Origin of the sequence: Cupriavidus phytorum (assembly GCF_003254285.1) — a bacterium.
In the GTDB taxonomy this organism is placed as follows: domain Bacteria; phylum Pseudomonadota; class Gammaproteobacteria; order Burkholderiales; family Burkholderiaceae; genus Cupriavidus; species Cupriavidus phytorum.
Genome location: NZ_QKZN01000014.1, coordinates 28,529 through 45,816 on the forward strand (window position 1 = coordinate 28,529; position 17,288 = coordinate 45,816).

The 17,288-nt window shown below is 69.7% G+C and carries 18 protein-coding genes; 10 read left to right on the forward strand and 8 right to left on the reverse strand.

Going from position 1 to position 17,288, the window contains the following annotated elements; genetic code table 11:
• Positions 1 to 66 precede the first annotated feature (66 nt).
• Positions 67 to 1,764, reverse strand: a complete 1,698-nt coding sequence (locus tag C7416_RS25090; protein WP_111521390.1) for a S8 family serine peptidase — start codon at positions 1,762 to 1,764, stop codon at positions 67 to 69.
• A gap of 118 nt (positions 1,765 to 1,882) precedes the next feature.
• Positions 1,883 to 2,638, reverse strand: a complete 756-nt coding sequence (locus C7416_RS25095) for a hypothetical protein (RefSeq protein WP_111521391.1) — start codon at positions 2,636 to 2,638, stop codon at positions 1,883 to 1,885.
• A 508-nt stretch (positions 2,639 to 3,146) separates the two neighbouring features.
• Here C7416_RS25095 and C7416_RS25100 point away from each other — a divergent pair.
• The 4 genes from C7416_RS25100 to C7416_RS25115 all read left to right on the forward strand — a co-directional run bounded on the left by C7416_RS25100 (position 3,147) and on the right by C7416_RS25115 (position 5,444).
• Positions 3,147 to 3,422 (forward strand): response regulator transcription factor, encoded by a 276-nt coding sequence (locus C7416_RS25100; RefSeq protein WP_111521392.1) that lies wholly within the window; start codon positions 3,147 to 3,149, stop codon positions 3,420 to 3,422.
• Positions 3,419 to 3,589 carry a LuxR C-terminal-related transcriptional regulator gene (locus C7416_RS25105; protein WP_240988212.1) on the forward strand — a complete coding sequence of 57 codons (171 nt, stop codon included), beginning with the start codon at positions 3,419 to 3,421 and terminating at the stop codon, positions 3,587 to 3,589. The genes C7416_RS25100 and C7416_RS25105 overlap by 4 nt, the downstream gene beginning before the upstream one ends.
• 158 nt (positions 3,590 to 3,747) lie before the next feature.
• Complete coding sequence (locus tag C7416_RS25110; RefSeq protein WP_111521394.1) at positions 3,748 to 4,809, forward strand: extracellular catalytic domain type 2 short-chain-length polyhydroxyalkanoate depolymerase; 1,062 nt, start codon at positions 3,748 to 3,750, stop codon at positions 4,807 to 4,809.
• Positions 4,810 to 4,865: 56 nt separating this feature from the next.
• A complete protein-coding gene (locus C7416_RS25115; RefSeq protein ID WP_111521395.1) occupies positions 4,866 to 5,444 on the forward strand; it encodes a hypothetical protein in 579 nt (192 codons plus the stop codon).
• Between the two features lie 117 nt (positions 5,445 to 5,561).
• Here C7416_RS25115 and C7416_RS25120 read toward each other — a convergent pair whose 3' ends face one another.
• The gene (locus C7416_RS25120; RefSeq protein ID WP_111521396.1) at positions 5,562 to 6,071 is read right to left on the reverse strand and encodes a nucleoside deaminase; all 510 of its coding nucleotides are present in this window, start codon (positions 6,069 to 6,071) and stop codon (positions 5,562 to 5,564) included.
• A gap of 191 nt (positions 6,072 to 6,262) precedes the next feature.
• Between C7416_RS25120 and C7416_RS25125 the strand changes: the two genes are divergently transcribed.
• Positions 6,263 to 6,616: a DUF1428 domain-containing protein gene (locus tag C7416_RS25125; protein WP_111521397.1), complete on the forward strand. Its 354-nt coding sequence runs from the start codon at positions 6,263 to 6,265 to the stop codon at positions 6,614 to 6,616.
• A gap of 526 nt (positions 6,617 to 7,142) precedes the next feature.
• Here C7416_RS25125 and C7416_RS25130 read toward each other — a convergent pair.
• Complete coding sequence (locus C7416_RS25130) at positions 7,143 to 7,922, reverse strand: IclR family transcriptional regulator domain-containing protein (RefSeq protein WP_111521398.1); 780 nt, start codon at positions 7,920 to 7,922, stop codon at positions 7,143 to 7,145.
• A 191-nt stretch (positions 7,923 to 8,113) separates the two neighbouring features.
• Between C7416_RS25130 and C7416_RS25135 the strand changes: the two genes are divergently transcribed.
• Positions 8,114 to 9,769 (forward strand): acyl CoA:acetate/3-ketoacid CoA transferase, encoded by a 1,656-nt coding sequence (locus C7416_RS25135; RefSeq protein ID WP_111521399.1) that lies wholly within the window; start codon positions 8,114 to 8,116, stop codon positions 9,767 to 9,769.
• 173 nt (positions 9,770 to 9,942) lie between these two features.
• Complete coding sequence (locus tag C7416_RS25140) at positions 9,943 to 10,941, forward strand: Bug family tripartite tricarboxylate transporter substrate binding protein (RefSeq protein ID WP_111521400.1); 999 nt, start codon at positions 9,943 to 9,945, stop codon at positions 10,939 to 10,941.
• 35 nt (positions 10,942 to 10,976) lie between these two features.
• Here the strand turns inward: C7416_RS25140 and C7416_RS29215 are convergent, their stop codons facing one another.
• Positions 10,977 to 11,123, reverse strand: coding sequence for a hypothetical protein (locus tag C7416_RS29215; RefSeq protein ID WP_181461315.1), 147 nt, complete (start codon positions 11,121 to 11,123; stop codon positions 10,977 to 10,979).
• A gap of 334 nt (positions 11,124 to 11,457) precedes the next feature.
• Here C7416_RS29215 and C7416_RS25145 point away from each other — a divergent pair, with 334 nt between their 5' ends.
• Complete coding sequence (locus C7416_RS25145; RefSeq protein WP_111521401.1) at positions 11,458 to 12,960, forward strand: DEAD/DEAH box helicase; 1,503 nt, start codon at positions 11,458 to 11,460, stop codon at positions 12,958 to 12,960.
• A gap of 59 nt (positions 12,961 to 13,019) precedes the next feature.
• Here the strand turns inward: C7416_RS25145 and gluQRS are convergent, their stop codons facing one another.
• On the reverse strand, positions 13,020 to 13,952 hold the full coding sequence (gene gluQRS, locus C7416_RS25150) for a tRNA glutamyl-Q(34) synthetase GluQRS (protein WP_111521402.1): 933 nt from the start codon (positions 13,950 to 13,952) through the stop codon (positions 13,020 to 13,022).
• A 10-nt stretch (positions 13,953 to 13,962) separates the two neighbouring features.
• Positions 13,963 to 14,883 carry a LysR family transcriptional regulator gene (locus tag C7416_RS25155; RefSeq protein ID WP_111521403.1) on the reverse strand — a complete coding sequence of 307 codons (921 nt, stop codon included), beginning with the start codon at positions 14,881 to 14,883 and terminating at the stop codon, positions 13,963 to 13,965.
• A 152-nt stretch (positions 14,884 to 15,035) separates the two neighbouring features.
• Here C7416_RS25155 and C7416_RS25160 point away from each other — a divergent pair, with 152 nt between their 5' ends.
• Both C7416_RS25160 and C7416_RS25165 read left to right on the forward strand, forming a co-directional pair.
• On the forward strand, positions 15,036 to 15,734 hold the full coding sequence (locus C7416_RS25160; RefSeq protein WP_111521404.1) for a pirin family protein: 699 nt from the start codon (positions 15,036 to 15,038) through the stop codon (positions 15,732 to 15,734).
• Between the two features lie 190 nt (positions 15,735 to 15,924).
• Positions 15,925 to 16,929, forward strand: a complete 1,005-nt coding sequence (locus tag C7416_RS25165; protein ID WP_062801254.1) for a CobD/CbiB family protein — start codon at positions 15,925 to 15,927, stop codon at positions 16,927 to 16,929.
• A 53-nt stretch (positions 16,930 to 16,982) separates the two neighbouring features.
• Here C7416_RS25165 and C7416_RS25170 read toward each other — a convergent pair whose 3' ends face one another.
• Positions 16,983 to 17,288 carry a putative signal transducing protein gene (locus C7416_RS25170; protein ID WP_062801252.1) on the reverse strand — a complete coding sequence of 102 codons (306 nt, stop codon included), beginning with the start codon at positions 17,286 to 17,288 and terminating at the stop codon, positions 16,983 to 16,985.

The following is a 17,288-nucleotide window of genomic DNA, read 5'->3' on the forward strand; positions in this document are numbered from 1 at the left end:
TATGGAAAGAAGAGGGCGGCCCGGTGGCCCGGGCCGCGTTGTTGCCCGCGCGGCGGGAGGCGCGTCTTACTGCGACCGGCCCAGCAGGCGCTGCAGGTTCTGCAGCTGCGGCAGGCCGCCGCCGAAGCGGTTCTCCGGGTCGTGCGCGACGATCGGCGAACTGATGGCGCGGATCAGCTGGAACAGCGCCGCGACACGGCGCGGTCCGCGCGGCCCCATCCACGCCGCCAGTTGCGGATCGGACAACAGCAGCGCGGCCAGCCCTGCGATATGCGGCGCGGCCATCGAAGTGCCGGAGTCAGGCATGAAGGCGGCGCCTGGCACCGTCGAGATGATGCCCACGCCGGGGCCGCACACCGCTATCTGCGGGCCGAAACACGAGAACGTCGGCGCGAACAGCCCGGCGCGCGTGGCCGCATGCTGCACCACCTGGGTACGTTCCCACACGTCGTGCGGCAGTTCGCACTGCAGGCCCAGTGCCGAGACCGCCAGCACCGACGCGGACGCCGCCGGGTACTGCACCGGCCCGCCCGAGTTGCCGGCCGCGACGATGCAGGCCACGCCGCTGTGCACGGCCTCGATCAGCTTCTGCTCGACCGCCTGCGACGGCTGGGGTGCGCCGAGGCTCAGGTTGACCACGTCGACATCGTGGTCGATGCAGTAGTCGAGCGCGCGCAGCAGCGTGCTGAACTGCCCGCCCGGAAAGATCTTGAGCGCATGGATTTCCGCCTCTGGCGCGAAGCCGAGCATGGTGGCCTGGGCCTCGGCACTGGCGGATGCCGGCGCGCCCGGCTGCGGCCGCGCGCCGATCACGCCGGCGCAGTGCGAGCCGTGGCCGATGGTATCGAGGCGCCAGGTGTCGCCGGCATCGTCGCCAGTGCCGGTCAGGTCCATGCCATGGCGGATATGCGCCAGCAGCGGGTGCGCGGCATCGGCGCCTGAATCGACCACCGCGACGCGCACACCGCGGCCGCCGAAGCTGCGCGTGAGCCGGTCCAGCCCCATCAGCCGCTGGCCCCAGCCGAAGCGGCCGTGCGGCGGCACGTCCGGATTCGGCTGCGACAACGGCGTCACGCGTATCACGTTGGGCTGGCCCGACACCACATTGGGCGACAGCAAATACTTGTTCCAGTAGCCGCTCAGCGGCCGCACGAACAGCGAGCGCGCCGGCCCGGGCTGCTGCTGCACCAGCGTCAGCGTCGCTTCGCCGCTGGCGTCGGTGGTGGCGGTTGCCGGAAAGCCATCGCCCGCCAGCGTGATCGCCACGCCCGGCAGCGGCGTGTCGCCGGTGCCCAGCACCCGCACCAGCACTTCGCGCGACACCGGGCCGTCGAACGCCGACTGCGGATGCAGCCGGTCGGAGGTCTCGAGTTCGGCCTTGCGGCCATAGCCGAGCGGATGGTCTTCCTCGACGATCATGTGCGGCGGCGCGGTGGCCTGCAGCATCTGCGCGTGCGCGGCATCGAGCTTGACCACATAGGTGTGGGCGGCCTCGTCGGGCCGTACCGAATGCAGGTGCGTGTTCTTGTGGCCCTCGACCACATGCACCACTTCAACGCCGGGCAGCTGCGTCACCGTGCTGTGCAGTTCGCTGGCCGACATCGGCGCCACGCCCGCCTGCCGGGCCAGTGCGTGGCGCCGCGGCGCGATCAGGTATTGCTTGCGGCCGGCGTCCAGCGCCACGGCCTCGCGGTTGCCCGCACCGGTAGTGGTGGCACGGTCCGCGCCGGCGCGCGTGGCCTCGCCTTTCTTGTCTCGTTCCATTTGCTATCTCCACCGCGGCGCCAGGCGGCGCGCGCATCGATTCGGGCGGGCCGGCGCGTACGCCGGCCCGCGGCGGCGCCGTCTGGCGCCACGGTCATGCCCGGGACGTCATGCGACTTCAGGCATAGACCACTTGCGGCTGCGCCGAGAACGGCAGCAGGCCGCCGAGGTGGCCGGCCACGGTGCCGATCTGCTGGCCCACGCTGGCATTGCCCAGCAGGCCGCCGACGGCATGGCCCAGGGTCGGCGCCACCGCGCCGATCAGCGAGCCGAACACGCCCTGCGGGGCCAGCGTAGCCTGGGGTTGCGCCGAGAACGGCAGCAGGCCGCCGAGGTGGCCTGCCACGGTGCCGATCTGCTGGCCCACGCTGGCATTGCCCAGCAGGCCGCCGACGGCATGGCCCAGGGTCGGCGCCACGGCGCCGATCAGCGAGCCGAACACGCCCTGCGGTGCCAGCGTGACCGCGGGCATGGCCGAGAACGGCAGGTAGCGCGCGCCTTCGCGAACGATGTTGGCGCCATGGATGGCGACGGTCGGATAGCCCGCGGCGGTGCCGGCCGCCTGGATGAATCCCGGTGCATGCGTGGAGATCGCGTTGCCGATCGGGCCGGTATGCCCGGGCTCGGGGAACGGCAGATGCTGGGCCAGGGCGCCGGCGGCGGCGCCGGCAACATGGCCGACCACCGGGTGCACATAGTGCGTGAGCACGGCCTGCACGCCGTCTCGCACCGCCGGAGCGACCGCGTCGGTCATCGCGCTCTGGGGCACCAGCATCGGCTGCGCGGCGAACGGCAGCAGGCTGCCGATACCGCTGACGAGATTGCCGAGCACACCTTGCGGCGCCAGGACGGCGGCGTGGATGGGGTAGGTCATGACGACTCCTTTTGAAAGACTGCGTGGATTGAGGAAGCTAGGGCGGCGGGCCGCGCATGCTGGCCCGGTGTCCGCGCCTGCCGCGGCGCCGCGCATCGTGCGGCACCGGGACAGGTGGAATCATTCTTGGATTTCGCCCCGCACCGCCGCCATTGGGCAAATGCGGTATAGGCAGTGGATAATGCCTGGCAACAATCAGAATTAAATATCGCGCAGCATGAATTGGCTTTTAAATATAAAAACCAGCACCTAGAATTCGCCTCTGCTGCCGGCATCCGGAAATTCCGGACCGCACCGTCGGGTAGTGCGCAATCCCATGCCGGCGCAACAGCGCAAGAGATCGAAAACAAAAGCAGTGATCTGGAGCCCGGCCGGGCTGTCCCCGGTTCCGCTCGTAGGTCCGCACTAGCCTTGCACGAAGGGTCCTGTGATGCACTGATGCACAGATTGACGCGCGGCTGCCGCTCCTGCGACGGAACCACTCGTTCCATCGCATGGAGTCCTCCGCATGAACCTCACCACTCGGGAAGAGACGGTGCTCGCCTTTATTGCCCGCGGCATGAGCGATCGCGAGATCGCCGCACGTCTCGCATTTTCCGTATCCACGGCGCGCAAGCACCGTGAGCATCTGCTCGCGAAAATGCAATTGCGAAAATCATCGCAATTGACCATGTACTATCTCGCGCGCCAGCATGAGCTGTTTAAAAAAGCGGGCCGCCGGCCGCGGATAATCCATTCTCGCAACGCGAGCGCGAATATCTGGAATGGCTCGGGCGCGGCCTGAGCGACAAGGAAATCGCGCGCGTGCTCGGCATCAGCGACCAGACCGCGCGCACGCATCGGGCCCGGCTGCTGCAGAAGGCGGGCGCAGGCAATGTCTGCGCCTTGCTGTTCGTGTGCGCGCAGCAGGGATGGCTGGAGCTGCCGCAGCACCAGGCCTGCGATGCCTAGACGGTGCGGACGACTGTGGCGCGCTACCGCATTTGCCCAATGGCCCGGCGTGGCGGTGGCTCCCGACAATGGCCCATGCAGCCGCCGCATGGCGACCAGCGCGCTGCCGGCCGCGATCCGTGCGGCGCTCCGATTCCTGTCGCCGTGCTGGAGCCATCATGATTCGATGCAAGCCAACCGCCCGCTACCGGGCACTTGCCGCGGCGTGCGCGCTCGGCGCCAGCGGGGGCGTCGCCGCGCAGGCGCTGCCCGCGCTCGGCGCGGACCTGGCGCAGACCTCGGTGTCGGGGCTGTCGTCCGGTGCGTTCATGGCCACGCAGTTCCACGTTGCGTATTCCGGCACCATGGTCGGCGCCGGCGTGGTCGCGGGCGGACCGTTCTACTGCGCCGGCCTGTTCGCGCCCACGCCGCCCGCGACCGCCGCCGCGACCCAGTGCATGCAGCCGGTCGGCGATACCGGCCCCGATGCGCAGGCGGCGCTGGACGCGGCACGCACCTTTGCCCGCGACGGCCGCATCGACCCGGTGCAGAACCTCGCGCGGCAGCGCGTCTACGTGTTTTCCGGCACGCGCGACCAGACCGTGCTGCCGCGCGTCGCCGCGCAGGTGGGGCGGTTCTATACGCTGGCCGGTATGCCGGCGTCGCAGCTGCAATACGTGGCCGATGTCGCGGCCGGACATGCCTTCATCACCAGCCAGGCAGGCGACGCCGCGTGTGCGGTCAGCGCATCGCCCTACATCAACAACTGCGGGCTCGAGCAGGCGCGGCAGATCCTGCAGTGGATCTATGGCGCGCTCAAGCCGGCGGCGCGGCCGTCGGGCGAACTGCTGCGCTTTGACCAGCGCGCGTTCGATGCGGGCGGCAAGGCGCTGCTGGCCGACAGCGGCTATGCCTACGTGCCGCGCGAGTGCGGCGCGGGCGCCGAGGGCAATGCCGCGGCTTGCCGCGTGCACGTGGCCTTCCATGGCTGCCTGCAGGGCGCGGGCACCATCGGAGAGCGCTTCGTACGCGGCGCCGGCTACCTGGAGAGTGCCGAGGCCAACCGCATCGTGGTGCTGTTCCCGCAGGTCGTCGCGTCGCGCCATAACCCGCTCGGGTGCTGGGACTTCTGGGGCTATACCAGCGACGACCCGGCCCAGCCGGACTTCTTCTCGCGCGAGGCGCCGCAGATGGCCGCGGTCATGCGCATGATCCGTCGTCTCGGCGCCGCGCCGCAGTGAGCGCTGCCGCTTCCGTCCCGTCCGATCCACTGCTCCGATCCGCAAGGAGATCCGCCATGCTTTCGATCCTGCAATCCCAATGGGCAAGCGCCAGCCGCGCGGCGCTGGACTTGACCCTGTGCCAGTTGGAAGCCGCCACCGTGCTGGCGCAGTCACCCTTCAGCGCCGCCGATCCTGCCGCGGCCCGCGCGCCGGCGCGCCAGGCGCTGGCCGTGCTGAACCGATATGCCGAAGAACGCGCCGCGCAGCAAGCGCAATGGTGGCGCGGGCAGCGCGACCGCCTCGACCTCGCCGGCGTCGCGCATGCGTGGCGCGGCCTCGATGCCATCGAGGCCGACCTGGCCGCGCGCGCGTCGCAGGCCAGGGCCGGCTACAGCGATGCCGTGCGCGAAGCGCTGGCGCGCTGCCTCGAAGACGTGGGCGAGGCGCGCGACGGCAACGACATCGGCCTGGCGCTGCTGCGTGCGCTGACCGACTGCCAGGAGGCCGGCAAGACCTGCGCGGCGCAAGTCGCGGCAATGAGTGCCGCGATGATGCCGGCGTGGACGCAGTGGCTGCAGTCGGCGCTGGCCGAGCCTGGCGCGTCGCGTGCCGTCGCGGGGACGGCGGCGCAGCGCGCGGCGCAGGACGGTTGACCCACGCGACGCAGCTGGTCGGCGTCGCTGCGTGTAGTGGCGATGACAGGCTCCGATGCCTTCCCGATCCCGTCCGCCGGAGAGGCGGACGGCGGACGGCGGACGGCAGATACCGCGCTACTGCCAGAAGCCGGCGTGCGGTGCCAAGGCTTCGTCTTCCAGCACCGGCCCGACCACCTCGACCCTGCGCTGGCCGCGCGCAAACACTTCGCGGCACGGCAGCGAGAAGGTCGGGTTCTCCGGGTGGTCGCCGGTCAGGCCCAGCAGCTTGTGTTCCGACAGCGCGTAGACCACGCGCCCGATGCCGGTCCAGTAGACCGCGCCCGCGCACATGCAGCACGGCTCCGCGCTGGTGTAGAGCGTGCAACCGGCAAGCTGTTCGGGCGGCAGCACGCGCGCGGCCTGCGCGGCGGCGGCCAGTTCGGCATGCTGGGTCGGATCGCCTTCGGGCGGCATCGAATTGTTGCCGGCGCTGGCGACGATATTGCCGGCCGCGTCGGCCACCAGCGCCGCGAACGGGTGGCGGCCGCGGGCCCTGGATTCATCGGACAGCGCAATCGACCGGCGCAGCAGCGCGAGGTCGAGCGGCGACAGTGCGGCGCCGGACGGATCGGTGATTCGGGTCATGCGGGGTCTCCAAGGTTACGGCGCAGAGCCGCCCCGGGCAGTGGCAGCGCGGCGCTTGCGCGACTCCATGGTATGCGAGGCGGAGCGCGCGCAGCACACCGCGCGCCGAGGCCGCGGGGATCGCCTATGGTAGTCAGACGTGTTCGCGTCCGGGCGGGCGCGACCGATCACCTTGACCAGGAGGGATGCCCATGTCCTATATCGATGGATTTGTGCTCGCAGTTTCCCAGGCCAACCGCGACCGCTATCGCGAGGTGGCGCAAAAGGCCGCCGCCGTGTTCAAGGAACATGGCGCGCTGCAGGTGGTGGAATGCTGGGGCGACGATGTGCCGGAAGGCAAGGTCACGTCCTTTTCGATGGCGGTGCAACGCAAGGACGATGAAGCGGTGGTGTTTTCGTGGATCCTGTGGCCGTCGCGCGAACAGCGCGACACCGGCATGAAGGCGGCGATGGCAGACCCGCGGCTGAAGGAAGGCATGGACCCGATGCCGTTCGACGGGCAGCGGATGATCTTTGGCGGCTTCGAGGTGATTGTCGAGGCTTGATCGGGCCGGGCGCCGCTGCCGCCGCGCCCGGCCCGGCGGTTCAGATCAGGTGGAAGACCATTCCCAGGGCGATCGCGCCGCCCAGGGTTTCCACTGCGGCAAGGGCGAGGAGGTTCTTCAGTACGAAAGCCTCTTCTTTCTTCGTCACCATGGTCTGTCTCCCGGTCATTGGACTAGTTTTACAGCACCATCGGCGGTGGCAATCCGGCGTGGGGCGGTGCCAGGGGCGTCGATGTGAGACCAGTAGACCGCATCTGGCCGCCGGCCGGAAGCTGGCGAAAACCCGCTCGGAGAAAACCCGGATTCCTACCAGCGTGTGACAGGGCCATGATTGACTGGCTTTGCAGGGCGCGGTTGCAGCCTGCCAGCCACGGCGCTTGCATTGGCCCACATTTGGGGGATGCCCGAGTCGGCGCGATGCGCCAAGATCGACGGCGTGGGTGGTCGAACAGATTGCCCCGCTACCGCTTGAGCCCCGCTGCCTCCCCGGCACGCGGGGCTTTTCTACTTGGGGCCGGGCCGCGGTTCAGCGCGCCTGCAGGATGGCCTCGATGCGGGCGGCGGCCTCGCGCAGCGGCGCCAGGAAGCGCGCTTCCAGGTGGGCCCGGTCGCGGCTGCCCAGCACCATGCTGAAGCCCAGCCCGGCCACCACCTTGCCGGCCTGGTCGCGCAGCGGCACCGAGATCCCGGCGTAGCCGTCGACCAGTTCGCTGACCAGCACGCAGTAGCCATCGGCGCGCACCTGGCGCAGCGTGCGCGCCAGCGTGGTGCGCGAGCTGACCGTGAACGGCGTCAGCTTGCGCAGCGTCGCGCCTGCCAGGTAGGCCTCCAGCGCATTGTCGTCCAGGCCCGCCAGCAGTACCCGGCCCAGCGAATGCGCATAGGCCGGCATCCGCCGCCCCAGCGCCATGTCCACGCGCAGCAGCTGGCGCGGCTCCTCGCGCGCCACCAGCACCACCGATTCGGCATCGAGCACGCCCAGCGAGCAGCTTTCGCCCAGGGTCTCGCACAGCTGCTGCAGGTAGGGCCGCGCCATCTGCGGCAGGCTCATCGAGGCAAAGTAGGCGTAGCCCAGCTCCATCACCCGCGGCGTCAGTGCAAAGTGGCGGCCGTCCTGGGCCACGTAGCCGTTGTGCTCCAGCGTCAGCAGCAGCCGGCGCGCGGCGGCGCGGGTCACGTCGAGCTGGTCGGCGACCTCCTGCATGGTCAGGCGCTCCGCGCCCGCGCCCAATAGGCGCAGCAGCGCCAGGCCCTTGCTCAGCGATTCCAGCAGTTCGTCTTTCTTGGCGGTTTCGGCTTGCGGCATGGGGCGTCTGGCAGGGAACGGTCGTGAGATGAACGATCAGGCACGTGCGGGTCGGTGCTGTCGCGCAGGGCTTGCGCCGATCGGCAGCATCTCCGTATGATAGCGTTTTCCGAACAAATGTTCGCAAAACGAATTCACGGAAAGCGTGCCGCCAGCGATGCAGGACGGTACGACCAGAACCGGAGACAGCAATGAAGGTAATCACCGCGCGTGAAGCGGCGGCGCTCGTGCAGGATGGCTGGACCGTGGCCAGCGCGGGCTTTGTCGGCGCCGGCCACGCCGAAGCCGTGACCGAGGCGCTGGAGCAGCGCTTCCTGCAGCACGGCCTGCCGCGCGACCTGACGCTGGTGTATTCGGCCGGGCAGGGCGACCGCGGCGCGCGCGGCGTGAACCATTTCGGCAATGCCGGCATGACTGCCACCGTGGTCGGCGGCCACTGGCGCTCGGCCACGCGGCTGGCGACGCTGGCGATGGCCGAGCAGTGCGAGGGCTACAACCTGCCACAGGGCGTGCTGACGCACCTTTACCGCGCCATTGCCGGCGGCAAGCCCGGCGTGATGACGAAAATCGGCCTGCACACCTTTGTCGACCCGCGCACCGCGCAGGACGCGCGCTACCACGGCGGCGCCGTCAACCAGCGCGCGCGCCGCGCCATCGCCGAAGGCAAGGCGTGCTGGGTCGATGCGGTCGAGTTCCGCGGCGACGAATACCTGTTCTACCCCAGCTTCCCGATCGACTGCGCGCTGATCCGCTGCACCGCCGCCGATGCGCGCGGCAACCTCAGCACCCATCGCGAGGCCTTCCACCACGAACTGCTGGCGCTGGCGCAGGCCGCGCACAACTCGGGCGGCATCGTCATCGCGCAGGTCGAAAGCCTGGTCGATCACCACGAGATCCTGCAGGCCATCCACGTGCCCGGCATCCTGGTCGACTACGTGGTGGTCTGCGACAACCCCGCCAACCACCAGATGACGTTCGCGGAGGCCTTCAACCCGGCCTACGTCACGCCGTGGCAGGGCGAGCGTGCTGCCGACGATGCCGATGATGCCGCCGCTCCGTCGCCCGAGGCCGGGCCGCTGGATGCGCGCACCATCGTGCAGCGCCGCGCGGTGATGGAACTGGCGCGGCGCGCGCCGCGCGTGGTCAACCTGGGGGTCGGCATGCCGGCCGCGGTGGGCATGCTCGCGCACCAGGCCGGGCTGGACGGCTTCACGCTGACGGTCGAGGCCGGCCCCATCGGCGGCACGCCCGCGGATGGCCTCAGCTTCGGTGCCTCGGCCTACCCGGAGGCGGTGGTGGACCAGCCCGCGCAGTTCGACTTTTACGAAGGCGGCGGCATCGACCTGGCGATCCTCGGCCTGGCCGAACTCGATGGCCAGGGCAACGTCAACGTCAGCAAGTTCGGTGAAGGCGAGGGCGCGCTGATTGCGGGCGTCGGCGGCTTCATCAACATCACCCAGAGCGCGCGCGCGGTGGTGTTCATGGGCACGCTGACGGCGGGCGGGCTGGAAGTGAGCGCCGGTGACGGCGGCCTGCGGATCGTGCGCGAAGGCCGCGTGAAGAAGATCGTGCCGGAGGTATCGCACCTGAGCTTCAACGGCCCCTACGTGGCGTCGCTGGGCATCCCAGTGGTGTACATCACCGAACGGGCGGTGTTCGAGATGCGCCCCAGTGAGGACAGCGAGGGCAGTGAGGGCGGCGAAGCGCGCCTCACGCTGGTCGAGATCGCCCCCGGGGTCGACCTGCAGCGCGACGTGCTCGACCAGTGCGCCACGCCGCTGGCGGTGGCGCCCGACCTGCGCCAGATGGATGCACGGCTGTTCCAGGCCGGCACCATGCGCCTGTAACGGCCGCCGCACCAGAAAACCATTCCATCGGACGAGCCGGCCATGACCGGTTCGCAAGGAGGCACGCCAGATCTGTCATGACGTTACGCAACCGCAGTCGCTTCATCCCGGCGCGGCCTGGGCCGCGCATCGATTCTGATTTATCGCGATTCACCGCAGGACACAGTCACACCATGCAGAACACCAGCCGCCGTACCTTCCAGCGCCGCCTGGGCGCCGTGCTCCTGAGCGCCACGCTGCCGCTCGCCGCCGCACCGGCTTTCGCCGAGACCTACCCCAGCAAGCCGATCCGGCTGGTGGTGCCATTCCCGCCGGGCGGCCCGACCGACACCGCCGCGCGCATCATCGGCCAGAAGATGAGCGAGACGCTGAAGCAGCCGGTGGTGGTGGACAACCGCCCCGGCGCCTCCGGCACCATCGGCGCCGAAAACGTCGCCAAGAGCCCCGCCGACGGCTACACGCTGCTGGTGCTGGCCACGCCCACGCTGCTGGCGCCGCACCTGATCAACCGCAAGGGCTATGACCTGTTCAAGGATTTCGCGCCGATCGGCGCCGCCTATGACCTGCCGATCGTGATGGTGGTCAATCCCCAGGCGATGCCGGACGTGACCAGCCTGCAGCAGTACATCGCCAAGGCCAAGGCCAGGCCGGGCGCGCTCAACTACACCAGCGCCGGCAACGGCAGCTTCGGCCACCTGTCGACCGAGCTGCTGAAGAACCTGGGCAACTTCGACGTGCAGCACGTGCCCTACAAGGGCAGCGCGCCGGCGATCTCCGACCTGCTGGCCGGCCAGGTGCCGATGATGTTCTCGGACATGATCGCGGCGCTGCCGCATATCAAGGCCGGCAAGCTGCGCCCGATCGCGGTCGGCTCGAACAAGCGGGTCAGCTTTACGCCGGAGGTCAAGACCGTGGCGGAACAGGGCTTCCCGGGCTTCGATGCCACCGCATGGGGCGGCCTGCTGGCGCCGGCCGGCACGCCCAAGGAGGTGGTGGCGACGTTGTCGGCCGAGCTGAAGAAGGCGCTGGCCGATCCGACCGTGCAGCAGAAGATGCTGGGCGCCGGCACCGTGGCCGCCTATATGCCGCCGGAGCAGCTGGCCGCGCGCATGAAGGCCGACTACAGCAAGTGGGGCAAGGTGATCCAGGACAACGGCATCCGCGGCGACTGAGCGTGCGGATGACGAGCCGGCGGTCCCGCTGCGGTTCAGGCGGGCTGCCGGCCCTGGTGCTGGCTTGCCGGCAGCGACGGCAGCGGCAGCGCCGGCTGGCGGCCGGCCGCGGTCAGTCCCAGGAACTGGCTGGAGGTGCGCAGGAATTGCTGGCAGGTCTGGCGAAACAGCTCGAAGTCCATGTCGGTCTCGATGTGAAGAAGTTGCGCGGTCCGGCAGGGCCGCCGCGCCGCCGGCATCTTGCTTGGCCGATATGACAATGTCTTGACAATGCGCGCGCCGGCCCGCCGCTGGCGGCGGCTTGTCGCGCCCGCCGCACGGCGGCGCCGGAGCGCCCACTGCGCGGGCAGAGATGCTAAAATCTAAGTCTTTGATTCTCTTGGCCAAATGCTGCAGGCAGCAGGGCCGCGCCGGAACCTTGCCGCCGGGCGAATGTTCAGGGCGAGATCAGGGCGAGATGAGTTCCAGACGCGTATCCGTTTGTGCCGGGTTCGCCTCCCGCCAATACCGATACCCATGACCACTACGAACCCACCAGAACCTACCACCGCGGCTCCGACCGCCGTGCAGACCTTCGACAGCTTCGGCCTCGACGCGCGCATCCTGCGTGCTTTGTCCGAGCAGGGCTACAGCTCTCCCACGCCGATCCAGGCGCAGGCCATTCCGGTGGTGCTGCTCGGCAAGGACGTGATGGGCGCCGCGCAGACCGGCACCGGCAAGACCGCCGGCTTCGCGCTGCCGATCATCCAGCGCCTGCTGCCGCTGGCCAATGCCAGCGCCTCGCCGGCGCGCCACCCGGTGCGCGCGCTGATGCTGACCCCCACGCGCGAGCTGGCCGATCAGGTCTACGACAACGTCGCCCGCTATGCCAAGCACACCGACCTGCGCAGCACGGTGGTGTTCGGCGGCGTCGACATGAACCCGCAGACCGACGCGCTGCGCCGCGGCGTCGAGATCCTGGTGGCCACGCCCGGCCGCCTGCTCGACCACGTGCAGCAGAAGTCGGTGAACCTGTCGCAGGTGCAGATGCTGGTGCTGGACGAAGCCGACCGCATGCTCGACATGGGCTTCCTGCCGGACCTGCAGCGCATCATCAACCTGCTGCCGGCGCAGCGCCAGACGCTGCTGTTCTCGGCGACGTTCTCGCCGGAAATCAAGCGGCTGGCCTCCAGCTACCTGAAGCAGCCGGTCACCATCGAAGTGGCACGCAGCAACTCGACCAACGAGAACGTGCGCCAGGCGGTGTACCAGGTCGAGGACGGCCACAAGCAGGCCGCGGTGGTGCACCTGCTCAAGCAGCGCGCGGCGCAGGGCATGTCGCGCCAGTGCATCGTCTTCGTCAACAGCAAGATCGGCTGCTCGCGGCTGGCGCGCCACCTGGAACGCGAGGGCATCAACGCCGCCGCGATCCATGGCGACAAGACCCAGACCGAGCGCATGCAGACGCTCGACGGCTTCAAGAGCGGCACCATCGATGCGCTGGTCGCCACCGACGTCGCCGCGCGCGGGCTCGACATCCCGGACATGCCGTGCGTGATCAACTTCGACGTGCCGTACAGCGCCGAGGATTACGTGCATCGCATCGGCCGGACCGGCCGCGCCGGCGCCAGCGGCGATGCGCTGTCGATCTACGTGCCGGGCAATGACGAGCGCCTGCTGTCCGATATCGAGAAGCTGATCAAGCGCAGCATCCCACGCGCCAAGCTGGAGGGCTTCGATCCCACCGGCGAGCGTGCCCGCCAGGCCGACAGCGAGCGCCGCCGCGAGCGCGGCGAAGTGCGCCGCGCGCGCGGCAGCGCCGACAGCGAAGAGCGTCCGCGCCGCCACGATCACGGCGCCAGCCGCCAGGCCTTCCGCGCCTCGGACGACCCGTTCTTCTCGCGCCCGTATGAGCCCAGCCCCGCCAGCACGGCGCAGGCCAAGGCCGCCGACGAAGTCGCCGCCGCGCTCACGCGTGGCCGCCAGGCGCCCAAGCGGCCGGTGGCGGCCTTGCTCGGCGGTGCGCCGCGCAAGTCCTGAACGGATCGACGTTTTGCCGAGAATGGCCCGCCTGCGCGGGCCATTTGTTTTTACGGCGGCTAGACCGATGCCGGCAGCGGCAGCGTGGCCAGCCGCTCGCGCCAGCCGTCGGTGGCTCGCGCCAGCCAGTCCTGGACCGTGCTGGCAGGATTCGACAGACCCAGGTGCGCGCCGGCCTCGCGCAGCGCGTCCAGCGGGGCGCCGGTGTCGATCGCCTGCGCGCCGCTCTGCTTGCTGAGCTTTTCGCCGGCCTGGTTTACCACCACCGGCACATGCAGGTAGGCCGGCGTGGGCAGCCCCAGCAGGTGCTGCAGGTGGATCTGCCGCGGCGTGGAGTCGAGCAGGTCGGCGCCGCGCACGATATGCGTGATGCCCTGCAGGCCGTCGTCGACCACCACCGCCAGCTGGTAGGCCCACAGACCGTCGGCGCGGCGCAGCACGAAGTCGCCCAGCTCCGTTTCCAGGTTCTGGCACTGGCGTCCCTGCCAGCGGTCGTCGAAGCACACCACGGCGGCAGGGCCGTCGGGTACGCGCACGCGCCACGCGCGCGGCAGCTTGCCGTTCAGCCCGTGGCGGCAGGTGCCGGGATAGCCCAGGGTCTGGTGGCGCTCGCGCACGTGCACCAGCGAATCGGCGATCTCCTTGCGTGAGCAGCCGCACGGGTAGAGCTGCCCCGCGGCATCGAGCCGGCGCAGCGCCTCGGCATAGTGCGGCTCGCGCCGGCTTTGCCACACCGGTGGCTCGTCGGGCGTCATGCCGACGCGCTCCAGCGTGCGCAGGATGTCGTGGTCCGCGTCGCGCACGCAACGCGGCGTGTCGATGTCTTCGATGCGCACCAGCCATTGCCCGCCATGCGCGCGCGCATCGAGCCAGCTGGCGAGCGCGGTGACCAGCGAGCCCATGTGCAGCGGCCCGGTGGGCGACGGCGCGAAGCGGCCGCGATAGCCGCCCGCGGCGCTCTTGCGCACTGCCGTTGCAGCCGTCTCTGGCATCAGCCTGTCCTCAGCCGGCGAAATCGGGTTGCTGCAGCAGCGCCTGCGCCAGGCGCGGGTCTTCCAGCTTGCCGGCCCACCACTGCAGCGCCTTGCCGCGGTTGCTGGTGCGCCATGCCACCTTGAAGTTGCCCGGTGCGCGCACCTCGACAGTCTCGCGCGCCTGCAGCACGCCGCTTTCGATATGCGGCTGCGCCATCGGCGCCGGCAGCCAGCCGCAGCCGAGGCCGCGGATCTGCGCTTCGAGCTTGTCGCGCATGGTTGGCACCACCAGCACGTCCTGCCCGGCCAGCACGCCATGGGTGCGGGCCGGCAGGTTGCGCGAGGTGTCGCCCACGGCGACGATGCGGTGCTTGGCGATCTGGATCGTGGTGAGCGGACCTTCCTCGGTGGCGAGCGGGTGGTGCGCGGCCACGGCGAAGACAAAGGGCACCGATCCCAGCGGCCGGATCTGGAAGCCCTGCGTGCTGGGGGCGTCGTAGGCGCCGCCGATCACCAGGTCGGCGCGGTTGCTGACCAGCGCGTCCCACGCGCCGCCCAGCACTTCCTTGGAAAAGCGCAGCCGGGTCGCGGTGTTCTCGGCATAGAAATCGTGGATCACCGGCAGCAAGGCGCGGAAGTTGATCAGGTCGTCGACCACGATGGTGAGGGTGGCCTCCCAGCCCGTGGCCAGGCGCTTGACGCGCCGCGCAAGGTCGTCCGCGGCGTGCAGCAGGTGGCGGCCCTCGTCGAGCAGGGCACGGCCGGCGGGCGTCAGTTCGGCGCGATGGCGGCGCCGGTCGAACAGCAGCACGTCCAGGTCTTCTTCCAGCTTGCGCACCACATAGGTCAGCGCGGAGGGGACCTTGCCCATCTCGTGGGCGGCGGCGGCAAAGCTGCCCTTGCGTTCGATGGCGTCGAGGACTTCGAGGGATTCTAGCGAGAGGGCCATGTTCAGAAATTCTGAATGACTGCTTCTAAGTCGATCCCCGTCAATATACGCCTGAAGGCCTAAACTGCCTAGCATCCAAAGCGAAAACACATGCCGCAGCACGGTTCTCCAGACGGTGCTGTCGGCGAAAAGGCTCAAGGAGGGCCATCAAAATGATTGAAATCAGAAAGTCCGCAGAGCGTGGGTACGCCGATCACGGCTGGCTGAAGTCCTATCATTCGTTCTCGTTCGCCGACTACTACGACCCGCAGCATGTGCAGTTCGGGCCGCTGCGCGTGATCAATGAAGACCGCGTCGCGCCGGGCATGGGCTTTGGCACCCATGGCCACCGCGACATGGAAATCATCAGCTACGTGCTGGAAGGCGAGCTGGCGCACAAGGACAGCATGGGCAACGGCAGCGTGATCCGCCCGGGCGACGTGCAGCGCATGAGCGCCGGCACCGGCGTGCGCCATTCGGAATACAACCACGCCGCGCACGACACCACCCACTTCCTGCAGATCTGGATCGTGCCGGCCGAGAACGGCATCGACCCCGGCTACGAGGAAAAGCATTTCGACGCGGCCGACAAGCGCGGCAAGCTGCGCCTGGTGGCGAGTGCCGACGGCGCCGACGGCTCGGTGCTGGTGCACCAGGACATCCGGCTCTACGCCGGCCTGTTCGACGGCGACGAGGCCGCCACGCTGGCGCTGGCGCCGGGCCGCCGCGCCTATGTGCACGTGGCGCGCGGCCGCGTCACGGTCAACGGCAAGGCGCTCGAGGCCGGCGACGCGGCCAGGCTGGAAGACGTGGCCGAGGTTGCGCTGTCCGCCGGCGATGGCGCCGAGGTGCTGGTGTTCGACTTGCCCTGACACCGTTCGCGGCCTGATGCGAGAGCCCGCCCCATGGCGGGCTTTTGCTTTTGCGCGGCGCGCCGGGGTGCCCGCGCGTAGCGCTGTGCTATCTTCTCGCTATGCATTGCGCCTGCGCCGGCACATCGCTGGCCAGTCGCGCCGGCCGGCCCGAACGGGCCGGCGTGCCCTTGGAGCACCCCGTACCAAGATGACCTTTGTTTCCATTCTCCTGGCGCTGATTGCCGAGCAGTTCCGCGCCCTGGGCCGCAACAACCCGATCTACGAGATCGTGCGCGCGCTCGGCGACCGCGCCGAGCACGCCTTCGACACCGGCCGCCCGCGCGACGCCGCGCTGGCATGGCTGACCGTGGTGCTGCCGCTGACGCTGGCGGTGATCGTGGTGCACTACCTGCTGGCGTCGATCAGCGTGGCGCTGACGCTCGCGTGGAATGTGCTGGTGCTGTACATGACGCTGGGCTTCCGCCAGTTCAGCCACTACTTCACCGATATCCACGAGGCGCTCAACCGCGACGACCTCCATACCGCGCGCACGCTGCTGCACGAGTGGACCGGGCTCGACACGGTCGAGATGCCGGTGTCCGAAATCGTGCGGCATACGCTGGAAGCGGCGATCATCGCCGTGCACCGGCACGTGTTCGGCGTGTTCTTCTGGTTCCTGGTGCCGGTCGGTCCCGGCGGCGTGGTGCTGTACCGCACCGCCGAATACCTGGGCCGCCACTGGAACCTGCCGTCGACCGAGCGCAGCCCGGCGCTGGGCCGCTTCGCCGCGCGCGCCTTCTACCTGCTGGACTGGATCCCGTCGCGGCTGACCTCGATCGGCTTTGCCATCGTCGGCAACTTCGAGGACGCGGTCTACGCCTGGCGCAACCATGCGCGCAAGTGGAACGATGCCGTCAACGGCATCCTGCTGGCGAGCGGCGGCGGCGCGCTGGGCGTGCGCCTGGGCACGCCGCTGGCCGAGGACGATTCCACGGTGGTGCTGCGCACCAGCGTGGCCGGCCCGGCGGTGGACTATGCGCCCGGCATGGAAGACGCCGACGGCGCCAACGGCGGCCCGGAGCCGGCGCCGCCCGAGTTCGGCACCGAGCCCGGCGTGCGCACGCTGCAGTCGGCGGTGGGCCTGGTCTGGCGCGCGGTGGTGTTGTGGATGCTGTTGCTGGCGATGCTGTCGCTGGCGCTGTGGGTCGGTTGAGCAGCGCCTGACCGGCAAGCGGCCAGCGAGTGTGGCCAGTTGAGCAAGTCAGGTTAGCCGCGCGCCGCGCCGCAGCGCCAGCATGCGCCGAACTGCGCCTCGTGCCATTCGCCGCAACGGTCGCATTGCCAGCTGGGCCCCGGCACCGGGTTGGCCGCGGCATTGAGCACCGCCCACGCCTGCGCCTCCATCTCGTCATCGACCAGCCACACCTGCGGCGCGCTCTCGCGGAACGGGATCTCGCCGGTCGCGCCGGCCAGCCAGGTATTGCGCAGCTCCGCCCGGATGCCGGCCGCGCGCAGGACGTTCTGGCAATGGGCCGCGTGGACGAGGGACGTGGCGGACAACAGCAGTTTCAT

Bases quoted from the DNA above. Each gene is read 5' to 3' on its own strand.
- C7416_RS25090 (WP_111521390.1), bottom strand. From the start codon at position 1,764: ATGGAACGAGACAAGAAAGGCGAGGCCACGCGCGCCGGCGCGGACCGT.
- C7416_RS25095 (WP_111521391.1), bottom strand. From the start codon at position 2,638: ATGACCTACCCCATCCACGCCGCCGTCCTGGCGCCGCAAGGTGTGCTC.
- C7416_RS25100 (WP_111521392.1), top strand. From the start codon at position 3,147: ATGAACCTCACCACTCGGGAAGAGACGGTGCTCGCCTTTATTGCCCGC.
- C7416_RS25110 (WP_111521394.1), top strand. From the start codon at position 3,748: ATGATTCGATGCAAGCCAACCGCCCGCTACCGGGCACTTGCCGCGGCG.
- C7416_RS25115 (WP_111521395.1), top strand. From the start codon at position 4,866: ATGCTTTCGATCCTGCAATCCCAATGGGCAAGCGCCAGCCGCGCGGCG.
- C7416_RS25120 (WP_111521396.1), bottom strand. From the start codon at position 6,071: ATGACCCGAATCACCGATCCGTCCGGCGCCGCACTGTCGCCGCTCGAC.
- C7416_RS25125 (WP_111521397.1), top strand. From the start codon at position 6,263: ATGTCCTATATCGATGGATTTGTGCTCGCAGTTTCCCAGGCCAACCGC.
- C7416_RS25130 (WP_111521398.1), bottom strand. From the start codon at position 7,922: ATGCCGCAAGCCGAAACCGCCAAGAAAGACGAACTGCTGGAATCGCTG.
- C7416_RS25135 (WP_111521399.1), top strand. From the start codon at position 8,114: ATGAAGGTAATCACCGCGCGTGAAGCGGCGGCGCTCGTGCAGGATGGC.
- C7416_RS25140 (WP_111521400.1), top strand. From the start codon at position 9,943: ATGCAGAACACCAGCCGCCGTACCTTCCAGCGCCGCCTGGGCGCCGTG.
- C7416_RS29215 (WP_181461315.1), bottom strand. From the start codon at position 11,123: ATGGACTTCGAGCTGTTTCGCCAGACCTGCCAGCAATTCCTGCGCACC.
- C7416_RS25145 (WP_111521401.1), top strand. From the start codon at position 11,458: ATGACCACTACGAACCCACCAGAACCTACCACCGCGGCTCCGACCGCC.
- gluQRS (WP_111521402.1), bottom strand. From the start codon at position 13,952: ATGCCAGAGACGGCTGCAACGGCAGTGCGCAAGAGCGCCGCGGGCGGC.
- C7416_RS25155 (WP_111521403.1), bottom strand. From the start codon at position 14,883: ATGGCCCTCTCGCTAGAATCCCTCGAAGTCCTCGACGCCATCGAACGC.
- C7416_RS25160 (WP_111521404.1), top strand. From the start codon at position 15,036: ATGATTGAAATCAGAAAGTCCGCAGAGCGTGGGTACGCCGATCACGGC.
- C7416_RS25165 (WP_062801254.1), top strand. From the start codon at position 15,925: ATGACCTTTGTTTCCATTCTCCTGGCGCTGATTGCCGAGCAGTTCCGC.
- C7416_RS25170 (WP_062801252.1), bottom strand. From the start codon at position 17,288: ATGAAACTGCTGTTGTCCGCCACGTCCCTCGTCCACGCGGCCCATTGC.